2 protein-coding genes are annotated in these 1,873 nt (G+C 72.7%); both read right to left on the reverse strand.

Annotated elements, in window-relative coordinates; genetic code table 11:
* Positions 1-11: 11 nt before the first annotated feature.
* Positions 12-605, reverse strand: a complete 594-nt coding sequence (locus K0M70_RS05920) for a hypothetical protein (protein ID WP_290780558.1) — start codon at positions 603-605, stop codon at positions 12-14.
* On the reverse strand, positions 602-1,873 hold a 1,272-nt coding region (locus K0M70_RS05925; RefSeq protein WP_290780561.1), incomplete at its 5' end, for a PD-(D/E)XK nuclease family protein. The genes K0M70_RS05925 and K0M70_RS05920, both read right to left, overlap by 4 nt.

Below are 1,873 nucleotides of genomic sequence, written 5' to 3' on the forward strand. Positions count from 1 at the left end.
CGCATCGCGGCTTACACCGCAAGCACCAGGTCGCGCGTCACCTTGGTGGTCTTGCCGGTGCCGGGGCCACCGGTGAGCAGCAGCAGGCGGGTGTCGAGCAGGGCGCTGGCGCCTTGGGCCTGGGCATCGGCCGGGTCGCTGGCGAGCAGCGGGAACAGTTCGAGCAGACGCTGCTCGCGCCACGCGGCGTCCACCGCATCCGTCGGCACGACCAGGCTGCGTGCGCGCAGCGCATCGGCCAGCGATTGTTCGTAGCGCCAGTAGCGGCGCAGGTACAGCTGTCCGTGTTCGAACACCAGCGGCGCGTTGTGGTCGGGCGCATCGGCGGGCGACAGCGCCCACGGCGACGACGCCACGGCTTCGAGCCAGGATTCGAGTTCGGGCATCACCGGCGGCGGGCGATCGGCGTCGATTTCCAGGAAGAGTTCCGCCGCGCGCGCCAGCGGCAGCTGGCCGTGGCCGAAGGCCAGCGCGTGGCTGGCCAGCGCGGCGGCCAGCAGCACCGGCTCGGGCGTGTCGGGGCGCAGGCGGCGCAGCGTGTCGGCCAGCGCATGGTCCACCGGGCGCAGCCAGCCTTCGTGCAGCCAGCGGTCGAGCAGGCTCATGCGGCGGCTCCCGCGGACGGGCGCAGCAGCGCTTCCAGGCTTTCCACCAGTGCGCGCGGCGGCAGGCTGGCGAACACGCCGGGCGAATCGGCGCGCTCCGCCCGCAGGCCGCGGCAGAACAGGTAGCGAACACCGCCGAAGTGGCGATCGTAGTCGTAGCCGGGCAGCCGGAACCGCAGCCAGCGGTGCAGGGCCACGGTGTAGAGCATGTACTGCAGGTCGTATTCGCTGTGCGCGATGGCGTCGGCCAGGGCGTCGGTGCCGTAGTCGGGCAGCTGGTTGGACTTGTAGTCGAGCAGGTAATAGCGGCCGCCGTATTCGTACACCAGGTCGATGAAGCCGGTCATCAGGCCCTCCAGCCGCTCGCGCAGACCAAACGCCTGTCGTTCGCCGACCAGGGCATGCGCATGCAGCCGCGCCAGCAGGTCGTCCACCCGGGCCGGCGCCAGCGAGAAGTGGAATTCCATTTCGGCGCGGCGCTGGTGCGCAGGCAGGTCGGCCAGGCGCACGCCTTCAGGCAGCACGACGTTCAGCGTGTGGCCCACCAGGCTGGCCAGCAGCGGCACGCCTTCGGCGATGTCGTTGGCCGAACCGTAGCCGCCGTTGCGCAGGGCGCGCTCCAGTGCAGCGGCTTCGCCCGCCGGCGGCGCTTCGCCGGGCCAGTCGCGCCAGCGGCCGAATTCGACGTTTTCCAGCGACTCGTGCAGCACGTTGCCGAAGCGCGCGCCGGAGAAACGCGAGCTGGGCAGCAGCGGTTCGCTTTCGTCGTTGGCGCGGCGCACGTCGGCGCCGCCGGCCTCACGCGTCAGGCCCGAGAAGCTGTGCACCCACCAGTCGCGGCTGAACCGACGCTGCGGCAGTGCGGCCGGCGGCATCGCGGGCAGGGCTTCAAGCACGGGGGCACCAGGCGGCACCTGCGCCGGTGCATCGGCCACGACCACGGCGCCGGGCGCCAGCAGCGCCAGCTGATCCAGGCGCGTGCGGATTGCGGCGGCGTTGAGCCTGGCCGGCTTGGGCGCGCGCACGTCGGCGTGCAGCAGCCAGGCCAGCGCCGTGTCGGCCGCGTCCTTGGTGGGGCCGAAGCAGACCCACGTGGCCAGGCGCGCGCGCGTCAGGCCCACGTAGAGCAAGCGCAGTTTTTCGGCGCGGGTTTCGCGCTTGTCGGACTCCTTGGCGTGCTCCCAGTCGTTGGCGTCCCCCGCGTTGAGCCGCGCCACGCCGCGCACGCCGTCGTGGGAGCGCCCCCGCGCCCCGCCCGCGCCGCCCCG

The organism is Arenimonas sp. (genome assembly GCF_019459675.1).
GTDB lineage: Bacteria > Pseudomonadota > Gammaproteobacteria > Xanthomonadales > Xanthomonadaceae > Arenimonas.